At 61.2% G+C, this 26,204-nt stretch carries 32 protein-coding genes and 5 tRNA genes; 18 read left to right on the forward strand and 19 right to left on the reverse strand.

Going from position 1 to position 26,204, the window contains the following annotated elements:
• Positions 1-9: 9 nt before the first annotated feature.
• Positions 10-237 (reverse strand): hypothetical protein, encoded by a 228-nt coding sequence (locus CFAEC_RS00760; RefSeq protein WP_290277910.1) that lies wholly within the window; start codon positions 235-237, stop codon positions 10-12.
• Positions 238-260: 23 nt separating this feature from the next.
• Here CFAEC_RS00760 and CFAEC_RS00765 point away from each other — a divergent pair, with 23 nt between their 5' ends.
• The 5 genes from CFAEC_RS00765 (at position 261) to CFAEC_RS00785 (ending at position 3,244) form a co-directional block, all read left to right on the forward strand.
• On the forward strand, positions 261-770 hold the full coding sequence (locus CFAEC_RS00765) for a hypothetical protein (RefSeq protein WP_290277911.1): 510 nt from the start codon (positions 261-263) through the stop codon (positions 768-770).
• A gap of 48 nt (positions 771-818) precedes the next feature.
• Entirely contained in the window at positions 819-1,703 is an 885-nt protein-coding gene (locus CFAEC_RS00770; RefSeq protein WP_290277912.1) for a hypothetical protein, read from the forward strand.
• Between the two features lie 82 nt (positions 1,704-1,785).
• Positions 1,786-2,178 (forward strand): GtrA family protein, encoded by a 393-nt coding sequence (locus tag CFAEC_RS00775; RefSeq protein ID WP_290279768.1) that lies wholly within the window; start codon positions 1,786-1,788, stop codon positions 2,176-2,178.
• 26 nt (positions 2,179-2,204) lie between these two features.
• Complete coding sequence (locus CFAEC_RS00780; protein ID WP_290277913.1) at positions 2,205-2,612, forward strand: hypothetical protein; 408 nt, start codon at positions 2,205-2,207, stop codon at positions 2,610-2,612.
• On the forward strand, positions 2,609-3,244 hold the full coding sequence (locus CFAEC_RS00785; RefSeq protein WP_290277914.1) for an MOSC domain-containing protein: 636 nt from the start codon (positions 2,609-2,611) through the stop codon (positions 3,242-3,244). The genes CFAEC_RS00780 and CFAEC_RS00785 overlap by 4 nt, the downstream gene beginning before the upstream one ends.
• Here CFAEC_RS00785 and glfT1 read toward each other — a convergent pair.
• The 4 genes from glfT1 to wzm form a co-directional block, all read right to left on the reverse strand.
• Positions 3,237-4,175, reverse strand: a complete 939-nt coding sequence (glfT1, locus tag CFAEC_RS00790; RefSeq protein ID WP_290277915.1) for a galactofuranosyltransferase GlfT1 — start codon at positions 4,173-4,175, stop codon at positions 3,237-3,239. The genes CFAEC_RS00785 and glfT1 overlap by 8 nt on opposite strands.
• A 21-nt stretch (positions 4,176-4,196) precedes the next feature.
• On the reverse strand, positions 4,197-4,808 hold the full coding sequence (locus CFAEC_RS00795; RefSeq protein WP_290277916.1) for a VOC family protein: 612 nt from the start codon (positions 4,806-4,808) through the stop codon (positions 4,197-4,199).
• 335 nt (positions 4,809-5,143) lie between these two features.
• Entirely contained in the window at positions 5,144-5,962 is an 819-nt protein-coding gene (wzt, locus tag CFAEC_RS00800; protein ID WP_290277917.1) for a galactan export ABC transporter ATP-binding subunit Wzt/RfbE, read from the reverse strand.
• 12 nt (positions 5,963-5,974) lie between these two features.
• A complete protein-coding gene (gene wzm / locus CFAEC_RS00805; protein ID WP_435384265.1) occupies positions 5,975-6,823 on the reverse strand; it encodes a galactan export ABC transporter permease subunit Wzm/RfbD in 849 nt (282 codons plus the stop codon).
• A 193-nt stretch (positions 6,824-7,016) separates the two neighbouring features.
• Between wzm and CFAEC_RS00810 the strand changes: the two genes are divergently transcribed.
• Positions 7,017-8,195, forward strand: a complete 1,179-nt coding sequence (locus CFAEC_RS00810; protein WP_290277919.1) for an aminotransferase class V-fold PLP-dependent enzyme — start codon at positions 7,017-7,019, stop codon at positions 8,193-8,195.
• Here CFAEC_RS00810 and CFAEC_RS00815 read toward each other — a convergent pair.
• Positions 8,192-9,148: an NAD(P)H-quinone oxidoreductase gene (locus CFAEC_RS00815; RefSeq protein ID WP_290279769.1), complete on the reverse strand. Its 957-nt coding sequence runs from the start codon at positions 9,146-9,148 to the stop codon at positions 8,192-8,194. The genes CFAEC_RS00810 and CFAEC_RS00815 overlap by 4 nt on opposite strands.
• Positions 9,149-9,259: 111 nt before the next feature.
• On the opposite strand from CFAEC_RS00815, the gene CFAEC_RS00820 reads away from it, so the two are divergent.
• The 3 genes from CFAEC_RS00820 to CFAEC_RS00830 all read left to right on the forward strand — a co-directional run bounded on the left by CFAEC_RS00820 (position 9,260) and on the right by CFAEC_RS00830 (position 10,960).
• A tRNA-Ser gene (locus CFAEC_RS00820) sits at positions 9,260-9,344 on the forward strand.
• 472 nt (positions 9,345-9,816) lie between these two features.
• A complete protein-coding gene (locus CFAEC_RS00825; protein ID WP_290277920.1) occupies positions 9,817-10,665 on the forward strand; it encodes a putative endonuclease domain-containing protein in 849 nt (282 codons plus the stop codon).
• Positions 10,666-10,675: 10 nt separating this feature from the next.
• Complete coding sequence (locus tag CFAEC_RS00830; protein ID WP_290277921.1) at positions 10,676-10,960, forward strand: 2Fe-2S iron-sulfur cluster-binding protein; 285 nt, start codon at positions 10,676-10,678, stop codon at positions 10,958-10,960.
• Positions 10,961-10,963: 3 nt separating this feature from the next.
• Here the strand turns inward: CFAEC_RS00830 and CFAEC_RS00835 are convergent, their stop codons facing one another.
• The 7 genes from CFAEC_RS00835 to modA are packed head-to-tail and all read right to left on the reverse strand — an operon-like array spanning position 10,964 to position 16,425.
• On the reverse strand, positions 10,964-12,025 hold the full coding sequence (locus CFAEC_RS00835; RefSeq protein WP_290277922.1) for a ThiF family adenylyltransferase: 1,062 nt from the start codon (positions 12,023-12,025) through the stop codon (positions 10,964-10,966).
• Positions 12,022-12,480, reverse strand: a complete 459-nt coding sequence (locus CFAEC_RS00840; protein ID WP_290277923.1) for a molybdenum cofactor biosynthesis protein MoaE — start codon at positions 12,478-12,480, stop codon at positions 12,022-12,024. The genes CFAEC_RS00835 and CFAEC_RS00840 overlap by 4 nt, the downstream gene beginning before the upstream one ends.
• A complete protein-coding gene (locus tag CFAEC_RS00845) occupies positions 12,470-12,955 on the reverse strand; it encodes a MogA/MoaB family molybdenum cofactor biosynthesis protein (RefSeq protein ID WP_290277924.1) in 486 nt (161 codons plus the stop codon). The genes CFAEC_RS00840 and CFAEC_RS00845 overlap by 11 nt, the downstream gene beginning before the upstream one ends.
• The gene (moaC, locus tag CFAEC_RS00850; protein ID WP_290277925.1) at positions 12,952-13,419 is read right to left on the reverse strand and encodes a cyclic pyranopterin monophosphate synthase MoaC; all 468 of its coding nucleotides are present in this window, start codon (positions 13,417-13,419) and stop codon (positions 12,952-12,954) included. The genes CFAEC_RS00845 and moaC overlap by 4 nt, the downstream gene beginning before the upstream one ends.
• 27 nt (positions 13,420-13,446) lie before the next feature.
• Positions 13,447-14,673, reverse strand: coding sequence for a molybdopterin molybdotransferase MoeA (locus tag CFAEC_RS00855; protein ID WP_290277926.1), 1,227 nt, complete (start codon positions 14,671-14,673; stop codon positions 13,447-13,449).
• A gap of 20 nt (positions 14,674-14,693) precedes the next feature.
• Positions 14,694-15,665: a molybdate ABC transporter permease subunit gene (locus CFAEC_RS00860; RefSeq protein ID WP_290277927.1), complete on the reverse strand. Its 972-nt coding sequence runs from the start codon at positions 15,663-15,665 to the stop codon at positions 14,694-14,696.
• Positions 15,646-16,425, reverse strand: coding sequence for a molybdate ABC transporter substrate-binding protein (modA, locus tag CFAEC_RS00865; RefSeq protein WP_290277929.1), 780 nt, complete (start codon positions 16,423-16,425; stop codon positions 15,646-15,648). The genes CFAEC_RS00860 and modA overlap by 20 nt, the downstream gene beginning before the upstream one ends.
• 70 nt (positions 16,426-16,495) lie before the next feature.
• Here modA and CFAEC_RS00870 point away from each other — a divergent pair, with 70 nt between their 5' ends.
• Positions 16,496-16,753, forward strand: a complete 258-nt coding sequence (locus tag CFAEC_RS00870) for a MoaD/ThiS family protein (RefSeq protein WP_290277931.1) — start codon at positions 16,496-16,498, stop codon at positions 16,751-16,753.
• On the opposite strand, the gene CFAEC_RS00875 is transcribed toward CFAEC_RS00870, so the two are convergent.
• Genes CFAEC_RS00875 through hisC form a run of 3 tightly spaced genes read right to left on the reverse strand, consistent with a single transcriptional unit; the run spans position 16,750 to position 19,116 of the window.
• Positions 16,750-17,670 (reverse strand): ABC transporter ATP-binding protein, encoded by a 921-nt coding sequence (locus CFAEC_RS00875; RefSeq protein WP_290277933.1) that lies wholly within the window; start codon positions 17,668-17,670, stop codon positions 16,750-16,752. The two genes, CFAEC_RS00870 and CFAEC_RS00875, sit on opposite strands and share 4 nt — an antisense overlap.
• 5 nt (positions 17,671-17,675) lie before the next feature.
• Entirely contained in the window at positions 17,676-18,095 is a 420-nt protein-coding gene (locus tag CFAEC_RS00880) for a phage holin family protein (protein WP_290277935.1), read from the reverse strand.
• Positions 18,088-19,116, reverse strand: coding sequence for a histidinol-phosphate transaminase (hisC, locus tag CFAEC_RS00885; protein ID WP_290277936.1), 1,029 nt, complete (start codon positions 19,114-19,116; stop codon positions 18,088-18,090). The genes CFAEC_RS00880 and hisC overlap by 8 nt, the downstream gene beginning before the upstream one ends.
• 126 nt (positions 19,117-19,242) lie before the next feature.
• On the opposite strand from hisC, the gene CFAEC_RS00890 reads away from it, so the two are divergent.
• The 4 genes from CFAEC_RS00890 to CFAEC_RS00905 all read left to right on the forward strand — a co-directional run bounded on the left by CFAEC_RS00890 (position 19,243) and on the right by CFAEC_RS00905 (position 21,640).
• A tRNA-Ser gene (locus CFAEC_RS00890) sits at positions 19,243-19,331 on the forward strand.
• Between the two features lie 30 nt (positions 19,332-19,361).
• A tRNA-Arg gene (locus tag CFAEC_RS00895) sits at positions 19,362-19,434 on the forward strand.
• A 450-nt stretch (positions 19,435-19,884) separates the two neighbouring features.
• Positions 19,885-21,417, forward strand: a complete 1,533-nt coding sequence (locus CFAEC_RS00900) for an SLC13 family permease (protein ID WP_435384266.1) — start codon at positions 19,885-19,887, stop codon at positions 21,415-21,417.
• A gap of 150 nt (positions 21,418-21,567) precedes the next feature.
• Positions 21,568-21,640: transfer RNA gene (locus CFAEC_RS00905), tRNA-Arg, on the forward strand.
• 235 nt (positions 21,641-21,875) lie between these two features.
• Here the strand turns inward: CFAEC_RS00905 and CFAEC_RS00910 are convergent.
• A complete protein-coding gene (locus CFAEC_RS00910) occupies positions 21,876-22,898 on the reverse strand; it encodes a prephenate dehydrogenase (protein WP_290277940.1) in 1,023 nt (340 codons plus the stop codon).
• 37 nt (positions 22,899-22,935) lie between these two features.
• Here CFAEC_RS00910 and CFAEC_RS00915 point away from each other — a divergent pair, with 37 nt between their 5' ends.
• From CFAEC_RS00915 to CFAEC_RS00930, 4 genes are all read left to right on the forward strand, one after another.
• Entirely contained in the window at positions 22,936-23,421 is a 486-nt protein-coding gene (locus tag CFAEC_RS00915) for a tRNA adenosine deaminase-associated protein (protein WP_290277943.1), read from the forward strand.
• Position 23,422: 1 nt separating this feature from the next.
• Positions 23,423-23,902 carry a tRNA adenosine(34) deaminase TadA gene (tadA, locus tag CFAEC_RS00920; RefSeq protein WP_290277946.1) on the forward strand — a complete coding sequence of 160 codons (480 nt, stop codon included), beginning with the start codon at positions 23,423-23,425 and terminating at the stop codon, positions 23,900-23,902.
• Positions 23,903-24,037: 135 nt separating this feature from the next.
• A complete protein-coding gene (locus CFAEC_RS00925) occupies positions 24,038-24,271 on the forward strand; it encodes a CsbD family protein (RefSeq protein WP_290277948.1) in 234 nt (77 codons plus the stop codon).
• 67 nt (positions 24,272-24,338) lie between these two features.
• Positions 24,339-24,429, forward strand: a tRNA-Ser gene (locus CFAEC_RS00930).
• Between the two features lie 62 nt (positions 24,430-24,491).
• Here the strand turns inward: CFAEC_RS00930 and CFAEC_RS00935 are convergent.
• Entirely contained in the window at positions 24,492-25,118 is a 627-nt protein-coding gene (locus tag CFAEC_RS00935) for a hypothetical protein (protein WP_290277950.1), read from the reverse strand.
• A gap of 107 nt (positions 25,119-25,225) precedes the next feature.
• Positions 25,226-25,837 (reverse strand): hypothetical protein, encoded by a 612-nt coding sequence (locus CFAEC_RS00940; protein WP_290277952.1) that lies wholly within the window; start codon positions 25,835-25,837, stop codon positions 25,226-25,228.
• Positions 25,838-26,204: the final 367 nt, after the last annotated feature.

The following is a 26,204-nucleotide window of genomic DNA, read 5'->3' on the forward strand; positions in this document are numbered from 1 at the left end:
TTCTGTGGTCTAGAGATCCATGATCTCGCGCATCTCAGCGGGCAGTTCCTCCTGGGAGGTGATGGTGGGGCCATCGTATTCCCGGAGGATCTCATAGACGCGGGAGCGGTCCACGCTGTCCAACAGTGGTAGTTCCTGGGCGATCATGCGGGTCATCAGATCATCCAGGGGGAGGTTGGTGCGCTCCGCCGCGATATGGGTGGGTGCGTCCTGCTTCTTCTTGAAAATACCGAACATGCTGACAACGGTACTCTGAAGGCATGGATTCCAGCACCAAGAAGACCGCATCACGGCTCCAGGCAGCCCTCGGTGCCACGCTCGTCGGGACGGGTGTGGCACTCACTGATTATCTGGACAGCCCACGCCAACGCGCCCTGGCCTATGCCGGGCTCATGGGGGCTGGGGTCGGCGTGATCGGGATGATTCCCCAGGGTGATGGCAGCAGGTATCTCTTTCCGGAAGACTTCGCCCTGCTCAATGATCAACTGCGTCAGGAGCTCGGTGATCTGGGGGTCACCCCGGGACCGGTCTCTGATTATGAAGGGATCCGCGGGCCTGTCGCCACCTGGCTGTATGTTGGTCTGTTTCTGCTGTTCACCGCCCTCATCATCCGCCTGGACATGGCTTTCACCAAACGTCTCGCACGTGTCCTGAGCAGGCGTGGAGTATCGCGTCCGTATTCAGTCCTGGGCATCTTTTATGCGGCGACAAGCTATGTCACCTGTGAGTTTGATATGCGGGCACGAAGGGCGTCGCAAAGCGCTGTGTGAAGCGTGCCGGCCTGAAAAGGCCGGGCAAAAATGACTACGCTGGGGCGCATGCCAACCCACTTCGCCCACGACAACGTCATCTCCCTGGCGTCCGCGCGTGCGCAACGGAGCGGTAATCGGGGGCCGGAACGAACACTTTTAATCCAGGCGAGCAACATCCAGGCAGAGCAGGAAGTGCACCGCCATATCGGGCTTGATGCGTCAATGACACTCACTGAGCTGCGTAAAGTACTCGATATCGCGTTCGGGGTTGGCGGGGGATCGCCGTGGTTCTTCATTGATGAGGGGGGCCATAAACTCGACCGCTCCAGCTGCGTTGGGCATGTGCTCAACCAGGACGGCACCATCGTTTATGTCTGGGGATTATGGCATTTTGAATTGCACTGTCTGGAAATTTATCCGCGCGATAACGGCACCCCCCGCGCCCTCTGCATTGGCGGTTCCGGCGGTTTCACCATCGATTTCGATCAAGCCGCCATCAACGCCGAACTCACCGGCACCGACACCATCCGCTCCGTGCTCAGCCACGTGCGCCCCGAGGTGATTGACCTGGTGGACCGCACCGGTGTCTTTGATTTCATTCCCCTGCTCCAGGCGCTTGAATTGCACCGCGACACGCTTATCGACGCCCCCACCACCCGCGCCTGCCGCGCGCTTCCACGGGAGCACAGCGCCGAAGCCAGCGACGCCTTCTGGTCCTGCATCCTCGCGCTCTCCTGTCTCGGCGACCAGCAGCTCTTTAATGAAGTGATCACCTCCACCATGTCCACACTCGGTTGGGTGGCCGATGACGGCTCACCTCTGGGTGCTGCTGATATCACGGCATCGTGTGCTGATTCCCTCTCAGCGCTGGAGGAGCTCGGCGCCTATGGGGAACACCTCACAGCCCCCGTGGACCGGCTCGACATCTACCGCGTGCTGCTGCGGGCTTAGCGCTTTTCCTGCCCGCAGGACTAATGTGTAGCCCGTGTCAGAGAATCCCACCATCACAACTGCCGCCGTGCCCGCTGAGCGGATGAGCCTGGGCACCCAGGCCTTCCGGTTCATCATCACCGGCGGCATCTCGGCGGTTGTCGACCTCGGTCTCCTCGCCCTCTTCCAACTGGTCTTCGGCTTCCCAGTCCCCGCCGCCCGCACCATCTCCTTCATCGCGGGCACCACCACCGCCTACATGATCAACCGGCGCTGGACCTTCCAGGCAGAGAAATCCACCAAACGCTTCGTGGCCGTGGTGGTGCTCTACGCCTTGACCTTCCTGATCAATGTGGGCCTGCAGACGTTGTGCGACGTGCTTTTCCGTGGTTGGGGCTGGCCGGAAGCACTGGCCATGGTTGCCGCCTTCGTAATCGCACAGGGCACCGGCACCACCATCAACTTCATTGTCCAACGCACGATGATCTTCAAGTAACAGGCTCGCCTAGTAAGGTGACAGCCATGAAGCGCTGGAACATCACCCTGATCACCGGACTTGCCGGAGTCCTCTTCTTTGCCCTCATCTCCCTGGTGTTCGCACCGATGGACCTGGCGATCGGCATGTATATCGCGTTTATCCTGCTGACCGTGGTGGCGATCATCGCGGCGGTGGTCAATGCCCGGGAAGCCAGTGAGTCCACCTGGAGAACCTGGGTGGGGTTGGTCGGCGCGCTGCTGATCGCTACGCCCGGCGTGTGCTCAGTGCTGGCCAACCTCCTGATCTCCTCAGGCGATGCCATGATGACGCTGGCCAACACCCTGGCCACCGTCGGTTCCGTCGGAATGCTCATACTGCTGCCGGTCGGCATCGTGATGTGCCTGGTCGCGGGCTTCTCCCGCTTCCACGAGGCGCGACGGGTGGCCGCATGACCGGCCTGGTGCTGAGCACCAATGTGGCTGTGTCCCAGCCCGATCCGGGTGGCGCGGACCGGGTCAGCGGGATTGATAAGCGGCCGGTGTCCGCGGGGATTGAGGTGTTCGCGCCGGGTCCCAGCTACGGCGATGGTTCCGGTGTGCTTGGCGACGTCATCGGCGACTCCCTCCATCACGGCGGCATGCACAAGGCGGTCTACGCCTTCGAGCGCGAGGAGCTGTCCTTTTGGGATCCTTCGTACACAAACGGATTCTTTGGGGAGAACCTCACCACCTCCGGCATTGACCTTTCTGCCGTGTTGATCAACCAGCGGTTTCGCGTGGGTGGGGCGGTGCTGGAGGTATCTGTTCCACGCCGCCCCTGCCGCACCTTCGGCGCCTGGTTGGAACGCAAAGGGTGGATGAAAACCTTCACCGCCCACGGCCGGGTGGGTGCCTATTTCCGGGTGATTCAGGCGGGGCGGATCATGCCGGGTGATTCCCTGGTTGCCCTGGATGAACCCGCGCATGGGGTGACCATGGGCATGGCCTTCCGCGCGAAGATGGGGGACAAGGACCTGGCGCGCCAGGTCGTGGCAGCTGGATGCTTGCCGGGGCGCTACCACGAAGAGCTGCTGCGGCTTATTTAGCAGGCCTGTCGAACTTCTCCTGGCGGCCCAGACGATGGAGCCGGAACCATTCGAGGAACTTCTTCGGGCTTTTCTCCTGGACGAGGAAAAACCACGCGAAACGGGCATACTCCTGGGGGAGCAGCCTGCGCATACCGGGCTGGCTCATCAGGTAGCCACGGTTGCGATAGGTGAAGAACCGTTTGAAATCATTATCCGGATACTGGGTGTGCATGCGCCCGCCCAGGATCGGTTTGAACTCATCTGAGCCATCGGGGTGCAGATAAGCAGTGGTCAGACAGGTTCCGAAGCGCAGGCCGGAGCGGACGAGCCTGCGGTGATATTCCACCTCATCACCGCGGATGAACAGGCGATAATCTGGCACCCCGATGCGTTCCATGGCGTGAGCGCTGATCAGGGCGCCGTTGAACAGCGAGGCGATACCGGGCAGCAGATCCTCCTCGGGATTGGCCGGATCGATGAGCTCACTGCGGAAACGACGCCACTCCAGGCCCCTGCGCAGTGGGAAGGCCAGCCTGTCCGGTTCATCGGCATTGCACACCACCGGGGAGATCTGCTCCAGGTTGTGTGCCTCGGCGGCGTGGATCAGTGTTTTCAGTACCTCTGGGCCCTCCGGTCGGCCGTCATCATCAGCGCACCACACCGCATCTGCCCCGAGTGCGAGGGCAGTGAGGAAACCATAGGCGAAACCGCCGCCACCACCGAGATTGGTGTTAGAAGGCGTATAAACACCGCGCTCACCGGCGATATCGTTGACCATGGCCTCCACCGCCGGATCCGCACCGTTATCCACCACGATGATGTGCTTCACCGGATACGTCTGATTCGCAACGACCTCCAGCGAGTGTCGTAGCAGTTCAACGCGGTTATGCGTGACGATCACCGCCGCGACATCAATGCCGTCCCGGAGATGTGAAGAGGTTTTGGCCATGGACTACATATTGCCACGTCCCTAGATGTCCTTCAGATTGACCTCGCCCATCGGCGTATCCAGAATCAGCTCAAGATAGGGCTCACCATCCCTGGTTTCCAGGAGGGTACTGAGATCTTCAGCCAGATCCGCCGGTGGCTGCGCGCCCCGGACAATCAACTTAACCACCTTGGCCAGCGGTTCTTCGACCCTGGACGGATGATCAGACTCCAACCAGTCAATGGCGAAGGGCTCCGGCGCATAATCCACACCGGGAGTGGGCTTGATGAGCTTCCAGGCCAGTGTTGCCCCATCCGGAGTGCGACGGCTCATCTCCTCAACAGTTTTATCACCGGCTGCGGCATAATCATCGAGATTTTCCGGGCGGACGCACCACGCCGCCACCCGGGGTTCAGTGGCCTCGGTGGATGCGATGGCGAAATTATCCTCCGTGAGTTCCTCCGCCTTCGGGTCCGGGCCGATGAGCTCAATATAGGAACCCTTCGGCTCTGACAGTGGAACCAGGGCATTGGCGGTACCCGTGTTATGACGGCCACCCTCTACCGGGGTGATACCGGTGAGTTCCGTGAACCGCGTGACCAGTTCATTCAAATCCGGTGCTGCAATGACGATGTGATCCAGGTGTGTAGTCATGGGCGCCATGATAGGTGCAAAAGGGTGCGGGTTGCGTCGGGGCAGGAAGCTATCGGGGAGGTAACTCGTATGGTTTTGCCCGGTGCGGGGCGTGGTTGTGCATAAGGGTACTGATTAGGCCGGCAACGGGTGTTGGTGGAGAGGTAACTCGTAGGGTTTTGCCCGGGGCAGGGTGCTGCCGGGCAAAGGGGTGCGAACTAAGGCCAGAACAGGCCCTGCCCGCCACTTAACCCGTACCCTTTTGCACACGCCCGCGCCCCCAGGCAAAAAGAAGCCGGCCACCTCCCGAAGCGATCAGCTTCAGAAAGCGGCCGGCACCTTAGGTCCCCAGCACACTACTGCTCAGGATTGAGTGGGATTCCGTTTTTTTCGTCCTCCACGCGTTTGAGCAGCCTGCGGACGTGATCGCCGGCGCCCTTGCCTTCGTAGCTTTCCACCACATCGGGGATCAGGCCGGCCTCGCGGATGGATCCGTGATCGACCCAGAGGGCGGTATCGCAAAGTTGGGCGAGGAAGTCGTTGGAGTGGGAGGCGAACACCAGGATTCCGGATCGTTCCACCAGTGCCTGGAGGCGGTCGCGTGCTTTGGCCATGAAGGCTGCATCGACGGCGCCGATACCTTCATCCAGCAGCAGGATCTCGGGTTCGATGGAGGTCACCACACCCAGTGCCAGGCGGATTCGCATGCCGGAGGAGTAGGTGCGCAGCGGCATGGAGAGGTATTCGCCGAGTTCAGTGAAGTCGGCGATTTCCTCCATTTTGTCTTTCATCTGTTTGCGGGTCTGGCCGAGGAAGAGGCCGCGGATCACGATGTTCTCGTATCCGGAGATCTCCGGGTCCATGCCCACACCGAGGTCGAAAACCGGTGCCACACGGCCACGGATATCGGCACGCCCCCGTGTTGGTTCGTAGATGCCCGACAGCAGGCGCAGCAGTGTGGATTTACCGGCACCGTTGTGGCCGACCAGTCCGACGCGGTCGCCTTCACGCAGGTGCAGGTTGATGTCCTTCAGGGCCTCGACCACCACCACGTTGTCCTGGTTGCGTCCGATGGCACCGCCGGCAGCGCCGAGGAAGGCTTTCTTCATGGAGCGGGACTTCGCGTCGAAAATCGGGAAGTCCACGCAGGCGTTATACGTATCAATGGAAACCATGGTCATTGCCTCCTAAACCCAGTAGCTGACGCGGAAGCGCCACTGTTTCATTGCCAGCAGTGCCAGACACAGGCCCACGGCGGTGAAACCGAGGACGATCCACCAGTGGTAGGCGGGCAGGTCGGAGCCGATCATGGGGGCGCGGACAACTTCGAGGTAGTGGTACAGCGGATTCAGCTCGGCAAGTCGTGCGCGGCCGCCCATCTCTTCGCTGTGGTTCTGCAGGGTGGAGGTCATCCAGACGATCGGGGTGACGTAGAACAGCAGCTGCGTTCCGGCCTCCAGCAGAGGAGAAACGTCGCGGTAGCGGGTCGCGACGATGCCGAAGAACATCGCCACCCACACCCCGTTGATCACCAGGAGGAACATTCCCGGGATGATCAAGAGCACGTCCCAGCCGAGTGGCCTCGGGAAGATCAGCATGAGGATCAGCCAGATCACCAGGTTGTGGGCCAGGAACAAGGCCTGTTTCCACACCAGGCGGTACACATGCACCGACAATGCCGACGGGAGCTGTTTGATCAGTCCCTCATTGTCGATGAAAATATCCGCCCCCTCCTTGATGCATCCGGAGATGAAGTTCCAGATGATCAGGCCCACCGTCACATGCGGGAGGAACTCCGCCAGGGGGATCTTGAACAGCACGGAGTACAGCAGGCCGAGCGCGATGGCCATGACGCCGGTGGCGATGGTGATCCACAGGGGGCCGAGGACGGAGCGCCGGTAGCGCTGCTTGATGTCCTGCCAACCGAGCTGCAGCCACAGTTCGTGCTGTGTGAATCCGCGGATGATGTCGTCCCAGGCAGCCCGGAATGTCATGGACTGCGATGCGGGGACTGTGTCCTCCGTCACCGCGGTCATTCTGGCGAGGTCTGCCTGTAGGTCTTTCTGCTGTGATTGTTCCTGCACAGTCAATACCCTAGCCGTCCAGACCCGAAGGCAAGGTATCCACAGTGGCAAAATCAGGGGGATCTGGATGTCCACCGGGTGGGGTAAAGTTGCCATGGAGTCGTTGTAGTGTGGGGATTCGATCGCTAGGAAGGGAGCGCCGTTCATGGTTTTTGACGTGGCCAGGGTCCGGGGTCTGTACACCTCTTTGGGCGATGGCTGGACGTACCTGAACGCGCATCAGCTTCCGCAGGTCCCTGAACGTGTGTCCTCTGGTGTTGCCTCAGCGTTTCGCAGGCATGCCCAGATGCCGTTTGATGGGCCGATGCAGCCTTTCGCGGTCACACAGCTTGAGCAGGCCCGCGCCACCATCGCAGAGATGGCCGGTGTGGATCCCGCCCAGGTGATTCTGGGTCCCACCAGGCATTATCTCGTTCGGGTGTTGGCGCAGAGTTTGGGGTCGTTTGTTCGTCGTAAAGCAGGCGTGGTGCTCGCGCGCGCGGACGGCGCGTGGCTGACTCAACCGTTCAGCAGCCTCGACGCCACCGTCCGGTGGGCGGAGCCGGATCTGGGGACCGGCCAGCTGCCCGCGTGGCAGTACAAGGAGCTTGTCGACGGCGCGACCCGCCTCGTCGTGCTCTCCGCAGCGCACCCCCTGCTGGGCACGGTGGCACCGACGGCCCAGATCGTGGATACGGTCCGCGCGCGTTCGCGTGCCTGGATCGTGGTGGACGCATCCTCCTATGCCGCCTACCGCCCGCTGGACCTGGAAGAGTGGCAGGCCGATATTGTCATGCTCGACATGGGCGAACTCGGCGGGCCGCAGGTATCGGCGCTGATTTTCCGGGATTCCTCGATGTTCCCGCGCCTGGACCGCTCCGTGAAGCTTGAACCCGAGGTGAATTTCCTGCCGCATGGCCTGTTCGGTGGCGTGCCGAATCTGTTCAAACACCTGGTGCAACTCGATGAGAACACCACGCAACTGCGTGAGTCCATGGCCTCCCTGGCCACCCACCAGCAGCAGGTGATGGATCACCTCATCGAATCCCTCCAGGGACTGCCCGCGGTGCACATCATCGGTATCTCCGGTGACGCCGCGGGCGAGGATGCCGCCGGATTGGACCGTATCCCACGCCTGAGCTTCACCGTCCAGGATGTGCCCGCGGAGATGGTGCACCGCAGGTTGATGGATAACCACCTGGTCACCACCGTCAGCCCGAGCGATCCACTGCTGGACGCCATGGGTGTCACCGAGGCCGGCGGGTCTGTCACCCTGGGCCTCGGACCGTTCAACACCACCTACGAGATCGACCAGCTCACCCGCGTGCTGGCCTCCCTGGCTTAAACCTCCAGCACCAGCTTGCCGGTGACGGTGCCGTCCTGGAGCGCCTTGAGTGCTGTGGCCGCCTCGGCGAGGGGAAGCGTGTGATCGATATGGTGGCTGATCTTGTTGCTGTCCAGCAGTGGCCAGATATTTTCGCGGGTGGCAGCAACAATGCGGGCCTTGTCCTCATCCTCGCGGCCACGGAGGGCGGTGGCTGAGATGCTTGCGCGCTTGGACAGCAGCAGGCCGAGATTGAGCTCGCCCTTCACCCCGCCCTGCAAACCGATGGTGACCATGTGACCATCCTTGGCCAGGGCCTTCACATTCTGGCCCAGGTATTTCGCGCCGATGATATCCAGAATCACATCCGCCTTGTTCTTCAAGATGTCCGCGAAGTCCTCCTCCTTATAATTGATGAGGATATCCGCGCCCAGCTGCTTGCAGACATCCAACTTCTCCTGGGAACCCGCCGTCACCGCGACCGTTGCACCGAGAGCCTTGCCCATCTGGATCGCAAACGTGCCGATGCCACCCGCGCCACCATGAATCAGAAAAGTGTGCCCCTCCTTCAGCCCTGCGAGCATGCCGATATTCGACCACACCGTGCACGCCACCTCCACGATGGAGGCTGCCTCGGTGAAGGAATAACCCTCGGGGATCGGCAGCAGCTGTCCTTCCGGAACGGCCACATATTCTGCATAACCACCGCCGGTGAGCAGGCAGGCTACCTTCTCTCCCTTTTCCCGGCCGGTGTCGCCCGGATCCGCGATGATGCCTGCGCACTCCAACCCGAGAATCTCCGACGCTCCAGGTGGGACGGGGTAATTGCCCTGCGTCTGGAGGAGATCCGCACGGTTGACGCCGGCGGCCTTCACCTCGACGAGCACCTCGCCCGGTTTCAGGGTTGGGGTGGGGACTTCCTGCAGTTCCAGGGAAGCCGTGTTCTTTTCTTCAGTCTGAACGATTGCCTTCATGGTTTGTGTCATGGTCCCCCAGGGTAGGTGACTTCGCAGATTATCGGGGCAGTTTCCTCGATGCGAAAGGAGTCGGGTAAGATTCCTTCTTGTCGATATTCAATCGACGCTGGAGACGTGACAGAGCGGCCGAATGTACTGGTCTTGAAAACCAGCGATGGGCAACCATCCGAGGGTTCAAATCCCTCCGTCTCCGCAAATCTGGTCCCGGTCCACCGCGCACAACGCATGGTGGACCGGGATTTCTGCGTTGGAGGGGTCCTGGGGTGGGCCGGGCAAAACCGTGCGGGTTAGTTGTTGGCGGGGGCCTTGGGCAGGCCTAGTTTGTACCCTTTTGCTCGCTCAGGTCCGTTGGCGGTGTGGTGTGCAGAACCGTGCGGGTTGGCTGCTGGGGAGGGTCTTGGGCAGGCCTAGTTTGTACCCTTTTGCCCACCAGGGCCGGTCGTGGAGGGGTCCTGGGGTGGGCCGGGCAAAACCGTGCGGGTTGGCTGTTGGCGGGGGCCTTGTGGAGGCCTAGTTTGTACCCTTTTGCCCGCCAAGGGAACCCAGTGCATCTCCCAGCGGTCAAACCAGATATGGATCACACGCAATCAGCGAAGAAAAGAACAGCCTGGACCTACGGGGAGCTCCGCAAGCATGGCTATAGCCGGCGAAGGATCGAAACCTTGGTGAAAGAGGGGAAGCTGGTGAAATTACTGCACGGAACCTATACCACCAGGGCCAACCCGACAGGGGAGACGGTGTGGGAGGCTATCAACCTGGTCAGGACGGGCCTCGTGTTGGATGGGCGTTCGGCAATCGAGGCACATGAGGTGAGGCCGTTGTCATTGCCGCTGGTGGTGAGGGCACCTACTGGCAATACCCGCACCACAACTCCGCATCTGCTGAGGATAAACCGAGGTCAGAAACGTAGCTATGAGGACCGCGGTGGATATCGGGTGGTGCCGTTGGTGGAGGCGATCCGGGTGTGTCTGGAGGATGGGTCCATGTCGGAGAAAGATCTTCGGGACGTCACCAATGCCAGGTTCACCGGTGAGAGTGGAATTACACGAATGGTCAGGGAGCTCGCCGCCATGGAAACCAAGAAGAAGACCACGCTCAGGACGTTTCTGGACAGCTGTGTTTATGGAACGGATAGTGGTTTGGAGTCGCAGTTGGTGGGGAGTCTGCACCGGAAGGGGTTCAAGACGAAGCAGAATTTCAGGATCGGGGGATACAAGTGGGATGTGTGTATTGAGGAGTTGAAGGTGGTGATTGATGTGGATAGTCGTAAATATCACGGGGATCCTCTGCATCAGACCTTCATTATTGATCGCTGGAAGACCAATCATGCGCAGCTGCTGGGATGGACCGCGCTGCGCATTACGGAGGATTGCGTCGGGCACGTCGCGGTCAGGAAGCTGATCCGGTTGCTGGAACAGGTCAGAGCATTCCGCACGAAAAGTCCGCGGGCGCGCTTGAGGGGGATCGTTGATGAGCCGGTGTGGATGTGGCATATGATGCTGACTCACTACTAACCTCGGTCACATGAGCGATATCCAGCACAGGTGCACAGTGGATGGCCAGGATTACCCCTTCACGTGGCCAGAAGAACAGACGCTGTTGGATGCACTGCTCGACCAGGATATCCCTGCCTATTATTCCTGCATGGAGGGACACTGTGGCACCTCCCAGGTCACGCTCACGGGCGGGCGCTCACACATGCTCAATAATGAGGTGTTGGGGAAATATGAGATCGAGAAGGAGGATCAGGTGCTGGCCTGTCAGGTCCTCCGCGAGGATGCGGGCCCGTACCACTGCATCTTTGAGTAGCCGCTAGCGGTCCAACCAGCCTTCGATGCCGCCGTCCAGGCTGGTCAGATTGCCATAACCAGCAGCTTCCAAAATCGCCACTGCCTGCGCAGATCGGACTCCGGCTGCGCAGTAGACCAGCACCTTCTCGCCCGCAGCCACCTCAGCAGGCACCTCGCCAGACCGGATCGCTGACAATGGAACATTCACGGCTCCGGGCATGGCATAGGCGGCGAATTCGTGGGGTTCACGGACATCAATTAGCACGGACCCCGGCGCCACCGAATCTGTCCGTGGCACATCCAACTCCTCGTGGGAGGAGGCTGGTGCCGGTGCCGTCCGTGCCAGTACCACTTCCAGGACACCCGGTGAGCCCAGCACGGGGATGTACTCCCAGGTCCCATCCATAGAGGAGTAGTACCCCAGCTTGCCTACCAGAGGCTTGCCCACGCCCGTGACCAGCTTCAATGCTTCCATCGCCATCGCTGATCCGACCACACCCACGACAGGTCCGAGCACCCCGGCCTGGGAGCAGGAGGGAACGGAACCGGCAGGTGGTGGGGTGGGGAAGAGGTCTTCGTAAATCGGTCCGTGGCCCGCGTGAAAGACGGTGAGCTGGGCATCAAACCCTAAAATGGAGGCCCAGATATGTGGGATCCCCAGAGAGGCGGCGGCCCAGGAAGCCACGTGGCGGGTCTCGAAGTTGTCGGAGCCGTCGAGGATCATGTCATAACCCTCCAGCATCGACAGCGCATTTGACCAGGTCAATCGCTCCAGTGCCACCTCCACATCCAGGTCCGGATTCAACGCCAGCATGGCCTCGCGCGCGGATTCCGCCTTGGGCTGCCCGACGCCGGCAGTCGAGTGAATCACCTGGCGGTGCAGATTCGACAGGTCCACCAGGTCATCGTCGATGATCAGCACATGCCCCACTCCCGCGCCAGCGAGGTACAGCAGCGCGGGAGACCCCAGGCCGCCGGCACCGATGACGGCGATGCGGGCGTCGAAAAGCAGCTGTTGGCCGGTCTGACCGACCTCGCCGAGCATGATCTGGCGGCGGTAGCGGGCAATATCTGCGCGTTTCACAGGCCCACCCACTCGGTGTCGCCGCCCACCAATTCCTGTTCTTTCCAGATCGGGACCTGGGCTTTCACGGCGTCGGCAAGCTCGGAGCACGCGTTGAAGGCGTCGTGGCGGTGCGCGGCGGCCGCAACCACCAAAAATGCGATGTCGCCGATCTGCAGCGCGCCCGTGCGGTGCGCCGTCCACAGTCGGGCACGCGGATGCTTTGCGACGACCCCGTTCCCCACCTCCCTGATCACCGCATCGGCGGTGGGGTGCGCGGTGTAGGTCAACGAGGACACGCGCGAACCACCGTCGTGGTCGCGGACCACGCCCTCGAACACCACGAGCGCACCCATGGCATCGGTGCAGGTTGCTGCCTTGGCTGACGCGAGGAACCCGGTGAGGGGCTTCTCGGTCATGAAAGCATCGATGAGTTTTCCGGTCTGTTCACCAACGTAGGCGGGGTCAGTGGTCATGGTGTCCTTTCAATGTGGCCAGGAGGTGATCGAGGAGGGGGTCGAGCACGGCTGCCGCATCACGGGCGGCACCTGTGGACCCGGGCAGAGCCATCACAAACGAGGTTCCGATGGTGCCTGCGACCGCACGTGACAACACCGCGGTGGGCACGGATTCCAGGCCCTTGTTCCAGAAGGCATGCACGATACCGGGGATTTCTTTGTCCAGGAAGGGGGTGAGGATTTCCGGGGTGCGGTCATCAGGTGTCAGTCCCGTACCACCGGACACCAGCAGCACATCGGGTAATCCGAGGCGGTCATTGAGCAGGCTGGACAGGATGTGCGGCAGATCCGCATCGGCGACCACGCGGGCATCAGGCACCGTGATGCCCCGGCCCCGCAGCCAGCCGACAAGGTAAGCGCCGGAGCGGTCCTCGTACTCGCCGGCCGCCGCGCGTGTAGAGCTGACCAGCACTAATCCGGTGTGCGCACTCATACCGACCAATCTCCGGACTTACCACCGGACTTGGCGAGCACGCGGATATCAGTGATCACGGCGAGTTTGTCCACGGCCTTGATCATGTCGTACACCGTCAGCGCGGCGGTGGTGACCGCGGTGAGGGCTTCCATCTCCACGCCGGTCACACCACGGGTTTTCACGGAAGCCTCAATGCGCACACCATCGTCGAGGCGCTCAAAATCGACGGTGATCTTGCCCAGCGGCAGGGGATGGCACAGCGGAATGATCTCCGGCGTCTTCTTCGCCCCCATGATGCCGGCCACGCGCGCCACAGGCAGCGCATCACCCTTGGGCAGGTCAGCGGCAAAGAGCTTCTCCACCACATCAGTGCGGGTGCGTACAAACCCCTCGGCTACCGCCGTACGGGTGGTCTCCTCCTTGGCGGTCACATCCACCATGTGTGCAGAACCGTCAGCCCTGACGTGGGTCAAATCGCTCATTGTCTCTCCTTCAACCAAGTGGGTATCTCAACCAAGCGGGTAGATTTCCACGCTGTTTCCTGCCTCCACCGTAGTCCGCGCGCGGACACGAATCAGGCAGGTTGCGCTGGCACCCTGGGCGAGCAGGTGGGAGGAGGTTCCCGGAAGTGGGGTGGCCACCAGGCGCCCATCCACGAGCTCCCACCGACCGCGGAGAAACTGATCCCTGGTGTCCTGCAAACCGGTGGCGGCATCGCCCATCTCAGCGATGATCGGGGTCAACGGCTCTCCCCGCAGCACCGGTGGGATGAACAACGCGAAACTTACCAGCGTGGAAATCGGATTACCGGGCAGCGCAATGACGGGCGTGCCATGGAATACCGCCAACCCCTGCGGGCCCCCGGGCTGCTGATCCACATGCCCGAACCACGCTCCCTCGGTGGGCTCCAGGACCTGCCGGATCACCTCGAATTTCCCCTGGCTGATACCCCCGGAAGTGATCACCGCATCGGGTTGATATTGGTCAATGGCCTGTTCGAGTTGATCAGCCAGGCGCGCCGGGTTGTCATCAGTATGTAACTGGGCGAGCACCTCAATCCCGTGTCGCTTGGCCAGGGCATACAGCAGGGGACCATTGGCATCGGGGATGGTGGCTGCGGGCTGGGCGGTGCTGGTGGCGTTCTCTGTTATTTCTGCTATTTCTGTTATTTCTGCGCCGCCGGTCACCGTGATGATCCTCAACCGGCGCACCACCTCCACAGACGTGATGCTCTGGCTCGCCAGCAGTGCAATATGCACGGGAGTGAGCTCGGTGTCCGCGGAGATGATCTCCGCGCCTGCACGGATATCTGATCCTTGTAAACGCATGAACTGGCCGGCGGCCGCGGCGGGGACTGTCACCGCCGTACCTTCAGGAACGAAATCACCCGGCCCGGTTTTCTCCACCGCGACCACCGCCGCAGTACCGGAAGGCAACCGGGCACCGGTCATGATGGGGCAGAGGGAGGCGTCGTCAAGCCCTTGTGGGTACACCGTGGCGGGGTCCACCCCGGCCGCCACCGTCGGACCCACCGGGAAGATGCCTCCGGCCAGCTGCGCGGTACTGAGTGCGTAACCGTCCATCTGGGAGTTATCAAAACGCGGAGAATCCCACCGGGCACTGACCGGGCCGGCGGTGCGGCGATCCAGCGCGGCGTGCAGATCCACCGTCTCACTGCCCAGTGGTGGGAGGAGTGATCTGATCTCATCCACGTGCTGTTCGGGTGTACGGGACATGGTGTGTTTCCTTCCGCCGCTCAACGGGACTGCCGGGACTGCCCGGGTTGCCTGGATTGAGGCTGCCCGGGTTGCTGTCGTGAAAACATCCTGATCACTCCGATCGCTCCGATGATCAGCACATACACCGCCAACAACATGATGACCGCCCCCAGAGCCCGATCCATGTCATTGGAGCTCAAGCCCAACTCGATGTGCAGGGGAATGGTGCGGGTGATACCAGCGACGTTACCCGCGAAAGTCAGCGTCGCACCATACTCACCCAGCGCGCGGGCGAAACCAAGGATCATGCCCATCGCGATCCCGGGCAGGCTCAGCGGGATGATCACCCGCCACATCACCTCCCACCGGGTGGCGCCCTCGGTGGCGGCGAGTTCCTCAAAACGCAGGGGAATGCCGCGTAAGGCGATGACCACCGTGGACACGAAGAAGGGCAGCGCCACAAACACCTGGGTGATCACCACCGCGGACGTGGTGAATGTGACCGGCATGCCGAGCTGATCCAAATACTGACCCAGAAAACCCCTGCGCCCCCATAGGAAAGTCAGAGCCAGACCCGACACCACCGGGGACAAAACCAGCGGTGCGTAGACCAGCACCTGAACCACAGCAACCCACCGGCGATGATTCCGGCCATGATGGTGCAGGGCCAAGGCCAGTGGAAATCCGAGCAATGCGCACAATCCGGTGGCCACCAGTGCTGTTCGGATGGATAATCCCACCGTCTGCAGGGCTTCCGGCTGGGTGAGCAGTTCCCATGACCTGAACCACGGGATGTGCAGGATCAGTGCGAGGATCGGCCCCAGGATGAACAGCAGAGCGATGGTGGCCGGGATCAGCAACCAGGTGGGCAGGCTGAAATTGGGGACCCGCGCCGGGCTCAGCAACCAGGTGGGCAGGCTGAAATTGGGGACCCGCGCCGGGCTCAGGGATCTCCCAACGCCCCCAATACTGTTGGCTCCGCCGTGCCCGTTAGTCTGTTCCGAACCCATAACCTGCGAGGATACCCTGGGCGCTTTCTGAGGTCAGGAACTCCGCGAAGGCAACGGCCACATCATTATCCCGCCCCCGCGTTGTCAGTGCCGCCGGATAGTCATTCGGAGGCGTCCCGTCGAGCTCAATGACCGTGATGTCCCGCGTACTGCCCAGAGCTTGTGCATCAGTGGAGTAAATGAAGCCGGCATCCACCGCGCCGGTGGCGATCTTCGTGGTCACATCGTTCACATTGGCCTCCTCGGAGCTGGTGGCTAAATCCACCCCGGCGTGCTCAAGTGCGGTGGTGGCGAGGGCACCACACGGAACCTCAGGAGCGCAGATGGCAATCAGATGGTCGGTGGTATCGGCCAGCTCCCGGATCTGGGCGGGATTGCCGTCGGCGGTGGCCAGCACCAACCGGTTGGTGGCGATGACCTCCACCTCGGAGCTGGTGAACTCCTCCAGTGCAAGGGCTTTGTCCATGGTGGCTCCATCGGCTGAGATGAACAGGTCTGCGGGCGCACCTTCTCCCAACTGGCGGACTAGGGCGGCAGAACCGGCGAAGTTGAACACGATCTCCGCGTCGGGGTGGTCCTCCGCAAAGGTTTCGGCGAGGTGTTCTCCCACGGTGCCCAGCGAGGCCGCTGCGAAGACATGGGCGGTGCCGGAATCACGGTCCGAACCAGAGCCAGAGTCGGATGATAGGCATCCTGCCAGCAGGAATACTGCGACCAACAAGACAGGAATGCTGAGGATGAACCTGAACCCTTGCTTCATGGAGTCGCCTTTCCTACGATTGGGGCAGTATTAAATTGAGCGTAATTGAGAAAGCGTGTGAATACCGGCCATGGACATTCATTATTTCGCGGCTGCCCGCGCGGCCCGTGGGGTTGACCGGGAGACCATCGCAGGGCAGGATGCGACCCTTCGTGATCTCCTGATCCGCCTGGGCGAGGAGAACACCGACACCACCGCCGCAGGTATGACCTTGGCGCAGGTCTTTGACCGCTGCACCTTCCTCATCGATGGCCGTTCCGCCCAGCCCGACGCCTCCCTGGCCGGTGTCTCCCGCGTGGATGTACTGCCGCCCTTCGCCGGTGGTTAAACCGGAAAAGTGAAGATCCTGCGTGGTTCCAGACGGACTGTGTCGCCTACCGCGAACGGCCCCTCGGACACCCCGGCGCCCATGGCCGTGCGGATCAACCAACCCGGTCCCAGGTAAGTCACCTGTTCCACCGCCACCCCGTCGCCTGCAGCCACGACGGTGACCTCCTCCGGCCTGCTGGCCGTGACTTGGGTGCCGTGTTTATCCACATTCAACCTCGTCCTCGCCAGAAACTCCGCCACAAACAAACTCGCCGGGGAGTCAATCAACTCCTCTGGGCGCCCCGCCTGAGCAACCCGCCCGTCCTGCAGAATGACCATCTGATCGGCTAAGGCGAAGGCCTCGTCCTTGGAATGGGTGACATAGACAAACGTCAACCCGAGATCCCGCTGAATCTGCCGGAGATCATCAAGGATGTCTCGGGCGAGTTGTTCATCCAGATGCGCCATGGGTTCATCAAAGAGATACACCTGCACCTGCCTGATCAGGGCCCTGGCGATACCCACCCGCTGTTTCTGCCCACCGGATAGTTGCGAGATCCTCCGCCCGGCCAGGTGATCAATGCGCAGCATGGAAAGAACCTCCCTGACCCGTCCTGCCACCTCAGCCCCGGAACAACGGGAGCCACGCAGCCGCAGCGGGAAAGCGACATTATCCGCCACGGTGAGATGCGGGTAGAGGGGAGCATCCTGAAAACACAGGGCGGTCGACCCTAATTCCACCGGTTGCCCATCGATGCTCACCTCACCGGAATCCGGTGCGTCCAGACCTGCGAGCAACCGCAGCAGGGTGGTTTTGCCGCTCCCCGAAGGGCCCACGATCGTGGTGATGGAACCGGATGGAACCTCCAAGGTCACCTCATCCAGGGCGGTGACCCCGTCGAACACCCTGCTTACGCCCTGTACCTGCAGTGCCACGTGGATTAGCGCCTACGTCCGCCGAGCAACCCGGTGAGCGGGCCGAGCACCCAGTTCACCACCGCCAGCACCAGGGCACCCCACACCGCGGACCAGAAGTCTGTGATGTGAAGACCCAGGCCCACCATGTTGGATATCCACTCCGCGAGGAGGAAGATACCGGCGTTGATGACCAGGACAAATAACCCGAGGGTGAGGATGGTCAGGGGAAGGCCGATGAGCTTGAGCACTGGTCTCACCGTGGCGTTGAGCAACACGATGATGGCGGCCACGCCCAGGAACACCAGGACATTGTCATATTCACCGTTGGCGTAGAGCGGTTCCGGGGGCGTGGTGATGGAGATGCCAGCGATGAGCTGGATAACCACCCATAATGCTGCCGCCGTGGCTACGGTGCGAACGAGGAAACCCCATAAACTACCCATTGTGAACAGCCTCCCAGGCGTGGATAAGCCGGTTGTTTTCCTCGCGCGTGGTGACTGTGATCCGGGCACCCTCCGGGAAGGCGCGGATGACCACCCCGTGCTCGGCGAGCCTGCCGGCCAGGTCTGATGCCTGCTCACCGGGTAGCCACACAAAGTTCGCCTGGCTGGGGGCAGCGCCCACTGCGGTAGCCACGCGATCACGTTCGGCGACCACTTCCTCGGCGCGTTCCATGAGCTCATCGGCGGCATTGAGGGACGCGATGGCGGCCGCCTGTGCGACGGAGCTGACCGCGAAGGGGATGGCCACCTTGTTCATCGCAGCAATGATCTCCGGGTCGCCGAAGGCATAACCGATGCGCACCCCTGCCAGACCATAAGCCTTGGAGAAGGTACGCAGACCCACCACATTGGGGTAGCGGCGCACAGCTTCGGTGGCCACGGGGGAGTCCTCGGAGCGGTTGAACTCGAAATAAGCCTCATCCAGACCCACCACCACATGGGATGGCACCCGCTCCATGAAGGCCTCGAACTCCGCCTCGGTGAAGGTGGTGCCCGAAGGGTTGTTGGGATTGCAGAGGAAAATCAGGCGGGTGCGGTCAGTGATGGCCGCGATCATGCCGTCCAAATCGTGCCCCTGGGTCTCCGGGAGCAACGGGATCGGAACGGCCACCGCGCCAGCGACGCGGGCGAAGATGGGATAACCCTCAAAGCTGCGCCACGGGAAGATCACCTCATCGCCCTGCAGGCAGGTGGTCTGCACCAGCTGTTGGCACAGGGCGGAGGAACCACAGCCCACCGTCACCTGCTCCGGATCAAGTTCCAGATGCTCAGCCAACACACCCCGAAGCTCCACCGCTGCGATGTCCGGATAACGGTTGGCACCCCCTGCCGCTTCGGTGATGGCGGAGATTGCTGCAGGCAGCGGGGTGAAAGCAACCTCATTGGAGGACAACTTGGTGGCGTTGTCGATGTCTTTTCCGGGAACGTAGGTGGGGATATCGGAGAGATCGGCTCTAATCATGTTTCCAACCCTACTAGCGGGGGTGGGCAACCATCTGAAACCGCCGTTGACCCCGTAATTTGTCTAAATCTGAGAACGCGCGGTACTGTACTAGACGGTTATACCGATGCTATCGGCCATGACCATGGAGGCGTGCCAGAGCGGCCGAATGGGGCTCACTGCTAATGAGTTGTCCTTTTAACGGAGGACCGGAGGTTCAAATCCTCTCGTCTCCGCTCTCTGATCCTTAACGGGATCAGAGGCATGCGCCCGTAGCTCAACGGATAGAGCATCTGACTACGGATCAGAAGGTTGGGGGTTCGAATCCCTCCGGGCGCACGATAGAAAGAAATCCCAGCCAAGCGGCTGGGATTTTTTTTGCTTGTCGACGAAAAGCGTGCACAACGTCACAAGCTTTCCCCGAAAAGGGGGCCATTTTCCCAACATCGTGTGACGTTATGCACGGTGCAGGCGCGTGCCTGCTGCGGGAGGCTGGAGGGGTTGGGGGCGTCGTCAAGCAAATAGCATAATTCACGTGCTGGGGGTGACTTGGGGGTGGGCAGAAAGGCCACAGTCTGGTAGCAGGTCTCTGCAATATTGCAGGTGGTTCAAGGTGCCTCGTCCGCCACGCGGTGTGGTCATACCTTATTGGTGACTCCATTTTGTACCCTTTTCTGTGAATGGCGTTACTATTCCCAGGTTAATTAGAGAGCAATAGGGAAAAGGAGGGATGTCACCATGAGTGCATCTGAAGTGAAAGAAGACTCCGCTGGGGAAACCGGAGATGTAATGAAGGTGGGGAATCGCAAGGAGTGGCACCGCCAGGCGCGAGGTCTGATCACCGGTGTGGTGCTCGCCCTGCTGGTGTATCTCTTCTTCCCCGCGAACGCCGTGGAGGTGGTTGCCGAGTCCGCAGGTTTCGACCCGGACGCGGAATACTCCCGTGACGCCATGCGCATCACCGCCGCCACCACCGTCCTCATGGCCGCCTGGTGGATGACCGAGGCCATCCCGCTGCCGGCCACCGCCCTAATCCCTCTGATCGCGTTCCCGCTGTTCCAGGTGACATCGTTCGCCTCTGCGGCGGCACCTTATGCCAACCCCACCATCTTCCTGTTCCTCGGCGGATTCCTGCTGGCATTGGGTCTGCAGAAGTGGGACCTGCACCGCCGCATGGCGCTCGCCGTGGTGTTGGCTGTGGGCACCAAGCCCAAGCAGCTGGTTCTGGGTTTCATGGTGGCCACCGGATTCCTCTCCATGTGGGTCTCCAACACCGCCACCGCCGTGGTCATGCTTCCGATCGGCATGTCTGTGCTGGTGCTCACCGCTGAGACCGTCGGCGGAATGAAGAACCAGAAGAAGTTTGCCACCGGTCTCATGCTGGCCATCGCCTACGCGGCCTCCATCGGTTCCCTGGGCACCCTGATCGGTACCCCGCCGAATGCTCTGTTGGCTGCCTACATGTCGGAATCCCACGACATCACCATCGGTTTCGGCCAGTGGATGATGGTGGGTGTACCGATCGCCGTCATCTTTACCGTTCTGGCGTGGCTGGTTCTGACCACCGTGTTCAAGCCGGAGATCGATGAGATCCCGGGGGGTAAGGAACTGATCCGCGAGGAGATCAAGAAGCTGGGACCGTGGACCCGCCCGCAGATCGCCGTCGGCCTGGTCTTCCTGGCCGCAGCTATCTCCTGGGTGTTTGTGCCACTGGCTCTGGACTGGACCGGTTCCGAACTGGCCATCCACGACGCCATGGTGGGCATCATCGCCGGTGTCATCCTGTTCACCGTGCCGGCGAACTTCAAGACCGGTGAGCGACTGCTCGACTGGAAGACCGCCAATGAAACCCCCTGGGACGTACTGATTCTCTTCGGCGGCGGGTTGTCGCTGTCTGCCATGTTCACCCAGACCGGTCTGTCCCTGTGGATCGGTGAGCTGGCGAAGGGCCTGGGCGCCCTGCCCATCATCCTGCTGATCTTCTCCGTGGCCGCGCTGGTGCTGTTCCTCACCGAATTCACCTCCAACACCGCCACCGCCGCGACCTTCCTCCCGATCATGGGTGGTGTTGCAGTCGGCATCGGTCTCACCGCCGGCGGCGAGCAGAACATCCTGCTGCTCACCATTCCGGTTGCACTCTCCGCGACCTGTGCCTTCATGCTTCCCGTCGCGACCCCACCGAACGCCATCGCCTTCGGTTCCGGCTATGTCAAGATCGGCGAGATGGTCAAGGGTGGTATCTGGCTCAACATCATCGCCGTCATCCTCATCACCATCTTCACCTACCTGGTGGCGATCCCGGTCTTCGGCATCGTGCTTTAACATTCACTGAAATCCTGGTGAACTAATCGCCCGCCCCCGGTTCCTGCCGCGGGGCGGGCTTTCTCCTTTGACCTGCGGATTTGTGAGAAAATCGAACCGGGTGTAATGTAATCAGTCGTTGCAGAGAGCGCGTGAGCGATAATCTGCACTGCGCCCGTAGCTCAACGGATAGAGCATCTGACTACGGATCAGAAGGTTGGGGGTTCGAATCCCTCCGGGCGCACAATATAGAGAAATCCCAGCCGGTTGGCTGGGATTTTTTGCTTGTCGACGAAAACCCCAAAACCCGTGCACAATGTCACAAGATTTCCCCGAAAAGGGGCCGTTTTCCATGAAATCTTGTGACGTTATGCACGCGTGAGAGTAAAACCTGGAGATCTCCAACTTTTGCGCTCCCTTTTGTTCCCCTCTGCTCCCCAGCGGATGAGGGGTGGTCGTCGAGAAGCGCTTTTTAAGCTTTAGAACACCTCGATGCGTGCGCCGAGGGTCTCGGCGTGGATCAGCTGTTTGTCCCAGTTGGGTTGGCCGGGGTGCATGCGCAGCACGGGGCGGGAGGAGGTGAGCATCGGGCTGACGGAGTCCGTGGAACGGCCATGCCCGGTGCGGGCCTCGTAGCGCAGACGGGAACGGTAACCGTTATCGGCCAGCTGCTCCACGCTCGGTGGAGTGCCGGCGAGGTGATCGCGGGTCTCCTGCAGGATGGCCAGTGCCTCGTCGAGCGACTTGAGCAGGGCATCAGCGTTGCTTTCGCACATGGCGCGGACCAGCGCGGGGTCGGTGCCGGCAACCCGGGTGCCATCGCGGAAGCTGCCGGCCGCAAGGGAAAGGGAGAGGGCGCCACCGTTGTCACCGACGATGGCGAGGGTTTCTGCGAGGAGATGTGGCAGGTGGGAGACCCGGGCGGCGGCGGCATCGTGGGGGCCCACGCGGGAGGGCACCACCTCGGCGCCGACTGCGGCGGCCATCTGGCAGACGTCCTTCCAGATGCCGGTCCACCGGGAGGACACCTTCGGGGCGTCCATGAGGTGGTCGAAGGTGATCACCCATACGGCGCGGTCGAACAGGCCCGTCATGGAGGCGCCCCACCCGGAATTCGCGGTGCCGGCCATGGGGTGGCTGCCCACGTAGCGATCGTCCATGCCGCGGGCTTTCACAGCTTCGTAGACGGCGGTCTTCACGCTGACCACATCGGTGAAGCCACAGGAGGGGGCGTGGGTGTTGATGTCATCGAGGAGTTCACCCACCGCGGTCATGGGGACGGCGAGGACGATGAGTGCATCCTCCGTGGCTGCGCGCTCGAGGGTGGGGATGAGATCAGCGGAGACATCAAAGCCCTCGTCAACGGCGGATCGGGCGCCGGAGCGGGAGCGATTATAACCGAAAACAGGGTGGCCGACGGCATGGAGGTCACGCAGCAGGGATCCTCCGATGAGGCCGAGGCCAAGGATACAGACCGGGCGGGAGATGTCTTTGGTAGTCACCTGACAAGTGTGGCACATTACCACTACGGTTAGCTCTATGGATGACAGTTTTAGCTTTGCGGTCACAGCCACACTGGCGGATGGACGCTGGCATGTGCGTGAATTTGACGATAATTTCACCAGAATTTCCACTTCTGTCAAGGCAGTGCGGGCGCTGCGCAGTGAAGGTCCGGCGTTTGCACTCCTCAGCGTCGAAGATGAGTACTTTGTGATTGTCCGCCCGACTCCCGGCAACACCTATATATTCCTCTCTGATGCCACGATGGCGGTGGATGATGATTTCGCCGCTTCCGCGATGGATGAGCTTGATGCGGATATCCCGGATCTGAACCCCGATGAGCTGGATGATGTTGATCCCTGGCCTGAGGGTGATTTTAATATTCTCGCGGATCTGGGCCTGGCCGAGGAGGTGGTGTCCGTGATCTGTGATGACATGGATCTGGCGCCCTCCGAGCAGCTTCTGCGCATCGCTGAGGAACTCGGTTTTGGCACCGAGCTCGCCCGCGCCACGGGCATGGACTGATATGGGCGTACTACCCACCCCGCTGCGGGTGCGCGAAGACGAACGCCGGGTGCGTCACGCCATCGAGGTGGCAAGGCAGACCCCGCTTGACGACGTTCCAGTGGGCGCCGTCATCTATTCCCCCGACGGCCAGATCCTGGCCACCGCCACCAACCGCCGTGAGACGGACGCTGATCCGACAGCCCACGCGGAGATCATCGCCCTGCGGCAGGCCGCCCGCCGGTACTCGGACGGATGGCGATTAACTGACTGCACCCTGGTGGTCACCCTGGAACCGTGCACCATGTGCGCCGGCGCGCTGGTGGGCGCCCGGGTGGGCAGGCTGGTGTTCGGTGCGTTTGAGCCCCGCACCGGCGCGTGCGGCTCAGTATTCGATGTGGTGCGGGACCCGGCCGTGCTGCACCGCGTGGAGGTGACCGGCGGGGTCCTCGAGCAGGAGACCGCTGCGCTGATGACGGGCTTTTTCGAACAACAACGCTGAGGCTCCGGGGGAGTTTTATCACAGCCTGATGAAAATTCAATAACGGTCAGTTCCCTGGGCGACACTCGGTCGGGGGCACGCCTATTGTGGGGCGGTATAGCAACTGAAACGAACTTATTTTAGGAGTTGAACATCATGGGAGACTTTTCCAACAAGGCTGAAAACGTAGGCGGCAAGATCAAGGAAGGCACCGGCGAGGCTGTGGGCAATGAGTCCCTTGCTGATGAGGGCCGTGCTGACCAGACCAAGGCCGACATCAAGGACGCCGTGAGCAACGCCGGCGACAAGGTCAAGGATGCAGCAAACAAGGTGCTGGGTTCCTTCCAGAAGGATGATCCGGACAAGGAGCACCCAGAGGCCGTCAACTAATTCCCCTTCCGGGGCTCTTTTAGACCAGATTTGTTCGACACGTCACCAAACCATTAAGCTGGTCTGCGGTGGCGTGTCCGAGCGGCCGAAGGTGATCGCCTCGAAAGCGATTGTTGGGTAATCCCCAACCGGGGGTTCAAATCCCCCCGCCACCGCCAAAAACCATCTACCGACTTGTCTTGTCGGTAGATGGTTTTATTTTTCCTTGAGCAAAGGCGTGTTAGCTGCTGAGTGATGAACCACCACCTCCGCCGTTTCCGCCTCCGGGCAGGGTGGCGTCAACGAACCCGTCATCGGTGTTTACATACCGCGGTCTCCAGTTCATCTCTGATCCGGGGCGCTCGTTGCCGTTGGAATCGTAGAATACACCGTCGCAGATCTCATTGATGGTTTCCAGGGAAGGTCCGACGTACAGGGTATAAACATGGGGATCGCTGTGGAGATCTCCGGCCCTGAACCCGTGTCCAACAAATGGGATGTCCCCGGTGTTCGACTGCCTGGTGGTCTGCCCGGGTTCTGGAAGCGCGTCAAGGTTCATGATGAAGGTTGGGCTGATCGTTCCGGTCACGGTGGGGTGCATCGCATAACCGGGTCCCCATTCTTCCAGGGGGGTGTCCATGCCCGACGGGGTGAAGGATGAGAGATACCAGTCATGGGAGGCGAGGACGCCATCCTCATAGATTGGGTTGTAGGCCTCTATTTTACCGTCGGGTGCAAGACAGTAGATGGGCACGCCACCACCCCGGCCATTGTCCACTGACGTAGCGGCGGGGAGAACGGCGAGGGAGAGGCCAGCTGTGGCGAGGGTGGCCATGGTGATGCGAAGGGTGTGAGAAAGATGGGACATGAAGTCTCCTAGGGGCGGGGTCGTGCATGGGCTTGATCGATAATCAGTTGTGATATAAATCATAAGTTGGCCCAAATGTTTTGTCTAGAGAACTAATGTTCGCCCGCTCAGTGGCTCAGTGGCAATCTGGACCAGTCGATCTCGGTAGTGGGATCATTGAATTGATAACCGGGGGTCCAGTAGATCTCCTCGGCTTCGCGCTCTGAGCCGAGGGCGTCGTAGAAGGTTCCTTCGCAGCGGTCGTGGATGATCGTGGTTGATGGGCCGATGTACATGTAGAACGCAGGCGCGTCGGCCTGGGTGTAGAGGTTGTTTTCATTGCGGAAGCTAATGCCCGCGAACCTGATATCACCGGTATTTGAGTCCTCGGTGGTGGTGCCGGTGAATCCCCGTGCGTCAAAGGTCAGGCTCTGTGTTTCGGTCATCTCGCCGAATCCACTCGGATGAATCCCAAAATTCTCGCCCTCCCGGTAAGCGAGGAAATCACTCACATCAATTGAGGGATCGGAATGGAGGCCGACGTGCCAGTGCGGGATGTTCGTTGTGGGATCAGCGTTGAAGGTGGCCGGCGGGGAGATGATGCCATCAGGCGCCAGGCAGTAGGTGGGCGAACCTGATTCCATGGCAGGTGCTGCCGTGGCGAGTGTGGGAGAAGCGGTGGCACAGAGGGTAGCCAGGGCGATGATGACGGGAACGGCGCTTCGGGTAGGGGCTGGCATGGAATTTCCTCAGATCCGAGACGGGAATCATATTGAGACGCAGATCATAAACTTTCCTTAACTGAAGTGTACGGTGCGTGGTAGGTGATTGGGAAGGTTTTGAAGAGCTGAAAATAGGCTCTGAGCAGCTGTTTTTATATCCTCATATATTATTTTCGGGGCCTGGAATCTCGTTGGCGGTGATTCCGTGCGACATAATCCCGGGGAGCGCAGTGCGGTTTGCAGTGTGATTGGTGCCGGGCGCGGTCGAGAGCAGTCGTACCTTGTCCGGGTTCCACGATTCCTCTGAGCGGTTCTCCTATTCGTGCCTTCCGCAGGTAAGTTGGGGAGGGTATTTGACTTCAGGACGGTTAGAGGAGAAACTCCC

Source organism: Corynebacterium faecale (genome assembly GCF_030408735.1).
GTDB classification, from domain to species: Bacteria; Actinomycetota; Actinomycetes; order Mycobacteriales; family Mycobacteriaceae; genus Corynebacterium; species Corynebacterium faecale.

What these genes read in the sequence shown, in the direction of transcription:
- moaC (WP_290277925.1), bottom strand. Translation starts at nt 13,419, where the DNA reads ATGAGCGATTTGACCCACGTCAGGGCTGACGGTTCTGCACACATGGTG.
- CFAEC_RS00925 (WP_290277948.1), top strand. Translation starts at nt 24,038, where the DNA reads ATGGGAGACTTTTCCAACAAGGCTGAAAACGTAGGCGGCAAGATCAAG.
- CFAEC_RS00770 (WP_290277912.1), top strand. Translation starts at nt 819, where the DNA reads ATGCCAACCCACTTCGCCCACGACAACGTCATCTCCCTGGCGTCCGCG.
- modA (WP_290277929.1), bottom strand. Translation starts at nt 16,425, where the DNA reads ATGAAGCAAGGGTTCAGGTTCATCCTCAGCATTCCTGTCTTGTTGGTC.
- CFAEC_RS00780 (WP_290277913.1), top strand. Translation starts at nt 2,205, where the DNA reads ATGAAGCGCTGGAACATCACCCTGATCACCGGACTTGCCGGAGTCCTC.
- CFAEC_RS00915 (WP_290277943.1), top strand. Translation starts at nt 22,936, where the DNA reads ATGGATGACAGTTTTAGCTTTGCGGTCACAGCCACACTGGCGGATGGA.
- CFAEC_RS00765 (WP_290277911.1), top strand. Translation starts at nt 261, where the DNA reads ATGGATTCCAGCACCAAGAAGACCGCATCACGGCTCCAGGCAGCCCTC.
- glfT1 (WP_290277915.1), bottom strand. Translation starts at nt 4,175, where the DNA reads ATGGCCAAAACCTCTTCACATCTCCGGGACGGCATTGATGTCGCGGCG.
- CFAEC_RS00795 (WP_290277916.1), bottom strand. Translation starts at nt 4,808, where the DNA reads ATGACTACACACCTGGATCACATCGTCATTGCAGCACCGGATTTGAAT.
- wzt (WP_290277917.1), bottom strand. Translation starts at nt 5,962, where the DNA reads ATGGTTTCCATTGATACGTATAACGCCTGCGTGGACTTCCCGATTTTC.
- CFAEC_RS00830 (WP_290277921.1), top strand. Translation starts at nt 10,676, where the DNA reads ATGAGCGATATCCAGCACAGGTGCACAGTGGATGGCCAGGATTACCCC.
- CFAEC_RS00775 (WP_290279768.1), top strand. Translation starts at nt 1,786, where the DNA reads ATGAGCCTGGGCACCCAGGCCTTCCGGTTCATCATCACCGGCGGCATC.
- CFAEC_RS00845 (WP_290277924.1), bottom strand. Translation starts at nt 12,955, where the DNA reads ATGAGTGCGCACACCGGATTAGTGCTGGTCAGCTCTACACGCGCGGCG.
- CFAEC_RS00940 (WP_290277952.1), bottom strand. Translation starts at nt 25,837, where the DNA reads ATGCCAGCCCCTACCCGAAGCGCCGTTCCCGTCATCATCGCCCTGGCT.
- hisC (WP_290277936.1), bottom strand. Translation starts at nt 19,116, where the DNA reads ATGATTAGAGCCGATCTCTCCGATATCCCCACCTACGTTCCCGGAAAA.
- CFAEC_RS00900 (WP_435384266.1), top strand. Translation starts at nt 19,885, where the DNA reads ATGAAGGTGGGGAATCGCAAGGAGTGGCACCGCCAGGCGCGAGGTCTG.
- CFAEC_RS00785 (WP_290277914.1), top strand. Translation starts at nt 2,609, where the DNA reads ATGACCGGCCTGGTGCTGAGCACCAATGTGGCTGTGTCCCAGCCCGAT.
- CFAEC_RS00840 (WP_290277923.1), bottom strand. Translation starts at nt 12,480, where the DNA reads ATGACCACTGACCCCGCCTACGTTGGTGAACAGACCGGAAAACTCATC.
- CFAEC_RS00760 (WP_290277910.1), bottom strand. Translation starts at nt 237, where the DNA reads ATGTTCGGTATTTTCAAGAAGAAGCAGGACGCACCCACCCATATCGCG.
- wzm (WP_435384265.1), bottom strand. Translation starts at nt 6,823, where the DNA reads ATGACCGCGGTGACGGAGGACACAGTCCCCGCATCGCAGTCCATGACA.
- CFAEC_RS00815 (WP_290279769.1), bottom strand. Translation starts at nt 9,148, where the DNA reads ATGAAGGCAATCGTTCAGACTGAAGAAAAGAACACGGCTTCCCTGGAA.
- CFAEC_RS00860 (WP_290277927.1), bottom strand. Translation starts at nt 15,665, where the DNA reads ATGGGTTCGGAACAGACTAACGGGCACGGCGGAGCCAACAGTATTGGG.
- CFAEC_RS00870 (WP_290277931.1), top strand. Translation starts at nt 16,496, where the DNA reads ATGGACATTCATTATTTCGCGGCTGCCCGCGCGGCCCGTGGGGTTGAC.
- CFAEC_RS00810 (WP_290277919.1), top strand. Translation starts at nt 7,017, where the DNA reads ATGGTTTTTGACGTGGCCAGGGTCCGGGGTCTGTACACCTCTTTGGGC.
- CFAEC_RS00855 (WP_290277926.1), bottom strand. Translation starts at nt 14,673, where the DNA reads ATGTCCCGTACACCCGAACAGCACGTGGATGAGATCAGATCACTCCTC.
- CFAEC_RS00935 (WP_290277950.1), bottom strand. Translation starts at nt 25,118, where the DNA reads ATGTCCCATCTTTCTCACACCCTTCGCATCACCATGGCCACCCTCGCC.
- tadA (WP_290277946.1), top strand. Translation starts at nt 23,423, where the DNA reads ATGGGCGTACTACCCACCCCGCTGCGGGTGCGCGAAGACGAACGCCGG.
- CFAEC_RS00880 (WP_290277935.1), bottom strand. Translation starts at nt 18,095, where the DNA reads ATGGGTAGTTTATGGGGTTTCCTCGTTCGCACCGTAGCCACGGCGGCA.